General features: G+C 47.2%; 7 protein-coding genes. 1 reads left to right on the top strand and 6 read right to left on the bottom strand.

Translation table 11 applies throughout. The features are described from left to right. The 6 genes from C3Y98_RS11965 to dapF all read right to left on the bottom strand — a co-directional run. Positions 1 to 858 (bottom strand): TonB-dependent receptor plug domain-containing protein (locus C3Y98_RS11965; RefSeq protein ID WP_167759938.1); only part of this gene is annotated, 858 nt, incomplete at its 3' end. 66 nt (positions 859 to 924) lie between these two features. Then, positions 925 to 1254 (bottom strand): hypothetical protein, encoded by a 330-nt coding sequence (locus tag C3Y98_RS11960; protein WP_135278818.1) that lies wholly within the window; start codon positions 1252 to 1254, stop codon positions 925 to 927. 187 nt (positions 1255 to 1441) lie between these two features. After that, positions 1442 to 2023 carry a Fe-Mn family superoxide dismutase gene (locus C3Y98_RS11955; RefSeq protein WP_135278817.1) on the bottom strand — a complete coding sequence of 194 codons (582 nt, stop codon included), beginning with the start codon at positions 2021 to 2023 and terminating at the stop codon, positions 1442 to 1444. An 85-nt stretch (positions 2024 to 2108) separates the two neighbouring features. Further along, positions 2109 to 2990 carry a tyrosine recombinase XerC gene (xerC, locus tag C3Y98_RS11950; RefSeq protein ID WP_135278816.1) on the bottom strand — a complete coding sequence of 294 codons (882 nt, stop codon included), beginning with the start codon at positions 2988 to 2990 and terminating at the stop codon, positions 2109 to 2111. Between the two features lie 14 nt (positions 2991 to 3004). Next, positions 3005 to 3697, bottom strand: coding sequence for a DUF484 family protein (locus C3Y98_RS11945; protein ID WP_135278815.1), 693 nt, complete (start codon positions 3695 to 3697; stop codon positions 3005 to 3007). A gap of 28 nt (positions 3698 to 3725) precedes the next feature. After that, positions 3726 to 4565, bottom strand: a complete 840-nt coding sequence (gene dapF, locus C3Y98_RS11940; RefSeq protein WP_135278814.1) for a diaminopimelate epimerase — start codon at positions 4563 to 4565, stop codon at positions 3726 to 3728. 336 nt (positions 4566 to 4901) lie between these two features. On the opposite strand from dapF, the gene metK reads away from it, so the two are divergent. Then, on the top strand, positions 4902 to 6065 hold the full coding sequence (gene metK, locus C3Y98_RS11935; RefSeq protein ID WP_135278813.1) for a methionine adenosyltransferase: 1164 nt from the start codon (positions 4902 to 4904) through the stop codon (positions 6063 to 6065). Positions 6066 to 6133: the final 68 nt, after the last annotated feature.

Raw genomic sequence — 6133 nt, 5'->3', positions numbered from 1 at the left:
ACGCACGTTTTCTTCTGCGACTACGCCGTAGTTGTTGTTCATGGTGGAGAATGAGGTGCCAATGTAGCCGTTATCAAAAGTTAAGGCTGCGCCTAATGCACCGCCGTCACCCTCTGCACTGCTGTTGACGAGTTTGCCGCGGTTCTCGCGGGGAGTATTGTCTTGCTCGCTTTTGCGGCGAGATAGCGCATAACCCGGAATGTCCAAATCGCTGGTTTTTCGCGTATAGGCATCGGCATGTATGGCAATGACGCCATTGCCAACATCAATGACAGCAGCCCCGTTTCTGGTGTTGCTTGGGCCACCAAAGCGCATTTCAGCGCGGCCTGTTGCGCCTTCTAGCTGTTCTTTGGGAATGCGATGGTCAATTGCGTTCACTACGCCACCCACGGCGCTTCCACCGTATAGCAACGCGGCTGGTCCGCGCACCACATCAATTTGCTCTATGATGAGTGGGTCGACCCCTACGGCATGGTCAAAGCTTAAGCTAGAAGCATCTAAAATGCTGGTGCCATTTTGCATGATACGTACACGTTCACCATCTAAGCCTCGAATGACCGGGCGTGAGGCATTGGGGCCAAATTGTGTGGCGCTTACCCCTGGAATGCCATTGAGTGTATCGCCTAAAGTGCTCTCTCGTTTGAGTGAAAGCTCACGTCCGCTGATCACGGCAACTGGCACCACCAACTCGTCAGATGCTACGCCTAGAGGGTTGCCGGTGACAGGTACTGTTGGTAAATCTATCGCAACATTGGCATCGGCGGCGATGGATGAAGTGGAAAATACTGTAGCAACAGCAATCAGTAATGGTTTAAATGCAAATGCGCTAAGCAATTGCAGGTTTGGAGCATAATGCATATCAAAAACCTCAAAATAAAAGCGAGTAATCAGCAAACGTAGTGGCGTTTACTGTCTGGTATTTAGTTAAATACTTGCTATTTGAGGGGGTGCCCTTGCAGAGTAAGGGCTGCTTGCATAGTGCTGAAAAGAGATGTGTACACTAGGTGTTGCAATTAAACCGGGCTGGCCGACAGGCGTGATAGTTGGGGTTGTTAATACACCACTAGCGATTTTTGCATAGCTGATACATTGCGCGCATTGTTCGGCAACAGTATTTTTTTGTTGCGACTTTTCATGGGGTTGCGAGTGTTGCGAGCCATTCGTAATGTGGCTGATTTCATGCGTAGCAACGCCTATTTGCGTGAATGCAAACAGCAGGGCAAGCGTGAGGTGGATGGCGAATCTTTGCAACATAGTTGCGTATTCTAGCAGAGATTTAGTTTTTGGTCGGCTAAAAAATAAAGGTAAGGCGAAACGTAGGTGCTATGCATTGTTGCAATGAGCTATGTTGAAAGGCAAATAAAAAGCCTTAGCGTTTCCGCTAAGGCTTAGTTGTTACTGTGTTGTGCTAACTATTGAGTCGCTGCTGATGCTAGGCGTACTAAGCAAAGTTTGCTGAAGCAAAGTCCCAGTTAGCTAAAGAAGCTAGGAATACTTCTACGAATTTAGCGCGTGCGTTGCGGTAGTCGATGTAGTAAGCGTGTTCCCATACGTCGATGGTCAGCAATGCTTTGTCGCCAGTTGTTAGTGGTGTGCCAGCAGCGCCCATATTGACGATATCTACAGAGCCGTCTGCTTTTTTAACTAACCATGTCCAGCCAGAGCCGAAGTTGCCAACTGCAGAAGCTTGGAATGCTTTTTTGAACTCGTCAAATGAACCCCATTTTGCATTGATTGCATCAGCCAATGCGCCAGCAGGAGCGCCGCCGCCATTTGGTTTCATGCCATTCCAGAAAAATGTGTGGTTCCAGATTTGCGCTGAGTTGTTGTAAATGCCACCTGAAGATTTTTTGATGATTTCTTCTAGGCTTAAGTTTTCAAACTCAGTACCTTTGATCAGGTTGTTTAAGTTAGTCACGTAAGTTTGGTGATGTTTGCCGTAGTGGTATTCAATCGTTTCTACTGAGATATGTGGTACTAACGCATCTTTTGCGTATGGTAAAGCTGGTAATTGATGTTCCATGATAGTCCTTTGTTCGTAAGTTAAAGTCTAAACCGTTATTTTGCCATAATAACAGTGTAAATTAGTAGGGTATTATCGAAATAGCCTATTTTTTCTTGGCCCTAGGGTGGGCGTTGTCGTAGACTTTGGCTAGGTGCTGGAAGTCTAAATGCGTATACACCTGAGTAGTGCTGATGTTGGCGTGCCCGAGCATCTCTTGCACTGCGCGCAGGTCTTGGCTCGATTGCAGCACATGGCTAGCGAAGCTGTGCCGTAGCATGTGTGGGTGCAGGTTTGAGCCCATGCCTTGTTTAATTGCCCATGCTTTAACTCTGTATTGCACTGCACGCGGTGTGATTCTTTTTCCTTGCTGGGTGATAAAAACCGCGTGTTTGTTGATTTCGTCGGTTGATATGTTGGCACGTGCCTGCAGCCATTTTTGCATGGCATTCGCCGCGTGACTGCCCAGCGGAACAATGCGCGTTTTGTTGCCCTTACCAGTCACTTCTATGGTGCCGTCAGTGAAGTCTAAGCGATCAATATCTAGATTAACCAGTTCAGCGAGGCGTAACCCCGAAGAGTAAAACAGCTCCAAAATCGCATGGTCTCTCAGCTCTAGAAAGCCATCACCTTTAATATCAACAAAGTTTACTGCTTGGTCCACTGATAGTGCTTGTGGCAGTGTCTTTGCCGCTTTAGGGGCGCGTAAGCCGTGGACCGGGTTTTGTGTGAATGCGTGGTGGTGAATCAGATAATCAAAAAACCCTCTCCAGGCAGAAAGGGCTCTTGCTATGCTTTTGCTACTCAATTCACGTGCATGTAGCTTGCCGATAAAGCGCCTGATTTGCGCATGCGTTAGGGTTTGCAGCTCGGCACCTTCAGCCAGAGACGCTAGCAGTAAAATATCTCGTGTATAGTTTTTACAAGTGAGCTGACTCAGGCCGCGTTCAAAGGTGAGGTGCTGAATGTATGCGTCTAGGTGAAGCACGGCGTAATGACTATTTATAGATTTAACGCAAATAGATGGTTCAGTAAAGCTGCAGCCACCAGCTCGCCTATGTGCTCTAGGTACAGTGTACCCATGCCGGCTTTAAAACGATCTTTGTCTGCCGAGCCCAGAATAAGTACGCCAAATGAGCGTTGGTCGGCTGCTTTTGTACCTAGGGGGATAATCACAAACGATTGCAGGTTGTGATCAACTAAGTCGCCAACTACTTCAGGTTTGGCGCCACAGTAAGGCTGTGTTAAAGACATTACCCATTCGTTGAATGTATCACTAACGTGGGTAAACACTGCGTCTTGGATGATTGCACTATTGCTTGGTTTTACCCAAATGCGCACTAGTGAGTCCGTGACGGCGAAGTCGAGCTTTAATGTGTCTGCAATCAGTGCTTGTAAGGCGGTGAAGCTTTGCTGATTAAGCAGTTTGACACTAAGGCGGTGGACTTTGGCGCTGGTGGCATCGTTTTCTTCTGCATGCACGATCATTTGCGCCATCATCGCTTCAATCACACGAATTTTATCGCGCTGTGCTAGTTGCTGGCGTTCTGTGAGCGAGATAACACCGCTGCCGTGAGGATTAGGCAGCGTAATCTCCGTGAGTAATGTGGCATTCTTCTCGAAAAAATTGGGGTGATTACGCAGGTAGTCTTTTACATCCTCTGCAGAAATCGTCTCATGTTGATGGCTTGTCATTATCGGACTTTCTTTAAGTTTTATTAATTTAGATCGCGTCTAAGTCTATTTCGCCTGTAAATACGGTGACGGCAGGGCCTGTCATCATCACTGGCGTATCTGTACCTTGCCATGCAATGCTTAACTCACCGCCACGTGCTGATACTTTGACCGGAGAGCTCAAGCGGCCGGACTGGATGCCTGATACCGCAGCGGCGCAAGCGCCTGTGCCACAGGCGAGCGTTTCACCTGAGCCGCGCTCAAAAACGCGGAGTTTGATATGGTGCTCATTCATGATTTGCATAAAACCAACGTTTACACGTTCAGGAAAGCGTGGGTGGTATTCAATCGCCGCCCCTAATGATTGTACCGGTGCTGTTTCTACATCATCCACAATCAACACTGCGTGCGGATTGCCCATAGAGACTGCCGCAATGTTATGTGCCTGATTGTTCACCTCTAGCACGTAGCTATTTGCCGCAGACTCTGCAACAAACGGTATCGCGTCAGGTTTGAATCTTGGCGCACCCATGTTCACAGTGACTAAGCCGTGCGCTTCGAGTTTGGGGGTAATGATGCCACTGGCGGTTTCAACGCTAATTTCACGTTGATGGGTTAAGCCTTGATCAACCACAAAGCGCACAAAGCAGCGAGCACCGTTGCCGCACTGTGAAACTTCGCTACCATCTGCATTAAAGATGCGATATTTAAAATCTGCAACCGCTGATGACTCAACCAATAGCAGCTGGTCAAAACCTATGCCAAACTGGCGGTTAGCGAGTTTTTTAATGGTGTCCGCTGAGAGTGAGATGGGCTGCGTTACGCCATCAATGACCATAAAGTCATTGCCAGCGCCTTGCATTTTTGTAAATTTAATCGTTTTAGCCATATGTTTATTGTAATGAGAATGTATATTCAGGGGTGAAAAAATCGCAGTTTATATGTATCCACTACCAGGTTTTAGGCTGGAGTGTCCGTTTTGTTAATTTATCAGACTTTAATTTATGTAGCGTGCTTGCGGTTGCTACCCACATTATTTGAGCTGAGTAGATTATATTGATGAACCAATCGTAGATATAGCCATCACACACAGTTGGTAATGTGTTGATAATTAGTAATTTTTTTTGATGTCATCACTAATTCAGGTACAATTCACCTCCCCCAATACTTGCTTCAGCCTTTAGTAAGTATCTTAAATAAACTTTTTTCTTTTCAAGGCAGATGAATGAACGAATATCTTTTTACTTCAGAATCAGTATCTGAAGGACACCCGGACAAATTAGCAGACCAAGTATCAGACAGTATTTTGGATGCGATTCTGGCTCAAGACCCAACTGCGCGCGTAGCTGCTGAAACTTTGGCAAACACCGGTTTGGTTGTGTTAGCGGGTGAAATTACCACCACAGCAAATGTTGATTATATTAAAGTAGCGCGTGATGCGATTAAGCGCATTGGCTACGACAATACCGAGTATGGCATTGACTATAAAGGTTGTGCCGTGTTGGTAGCTTATGACAAGCAATCGCCAGACATCGCTCAAGGTGTAGACGGTGCGCATGATGACCCATTGGATCAAGGTGCTGGTGACCAAGGCTTGATGTTCGGTTATGCCGTTGATGAAACGCCGCAATTGATGCCGCTCCCAATCTGGTTGAGCCATCGACTAATGGAGCGCCAGGCGCAATTGCGTAAAGACGGCCGCTTGCCATGGCTGCGCCCGGACGCTAAGTCACAAGTGACGGTGCAATATGTAGATGGCAAACCGTATAAAATTGATACGGTATTGGTATCAACACAACATGCACCTGATATGAGTCTGGAAGCCGTGCGCGAAGCGACGATTGAAGAGATCATCAAGCCTATGTTGCCTAAGGAGTTAATCAAGGGTGACATCAAGTTCTTAGTGAACCCTACCGGCCGTTTTGTTGTTGGTGGTCCGCAGGGTGATTGCGGCTTAACTGGCCGTAAGATTATCGTTGATACATACGGTGGTGCAGCGCCTCACGGCGGTGGTGCTTTCTCAGGTAAAGACCCTTCTAAAGTTGACCGTAGCGCTGCTTATGCAGGTCGCTATGTAGCGAAGAACATCGTTGCTGCTGGTTTGGCATCACGTTGCCTAGTGCAGGTAAGCTATGCGATTGGTGTGGCAAAACCAACCAGCGTGATGGTGGAAACCTACGGCACAGGTAAGGTATCCAACGAAGTGCTGACGCAGTTAGTGTTAGATCACTTTGATTTGCGTCCAAAAGGTATCGTGCAAATGCTTGATTTGTTGCGCCCTATCTATACGAAAACAGCTGCTTATGGTCATTTTGGCCGTGATGAACCTGAATTTACTTGGGAGCACACCAATAAAGCAGCTGCGTTGCGAGCGGCTGCCGGCTTTTAGTTAATTTAGCTACCTAGCTAGTTGAATTTCAAAACCCCGCCATGTGTGAAGCAAGGTGGGGTTTTTGT

It is taken from the genome of Methylotenera oryzisoli, assembly GCF_004661485.1.
GTDB lineage: Bacteria > Pseudomonadota > Gammaproteobacteria > Burkholderiales > Methylophilaceae > Methylotenera > Methylotenera oryzisoli.
This window is presented reverse-complemented; position numbering and strand designations above follow the sequence as displayed.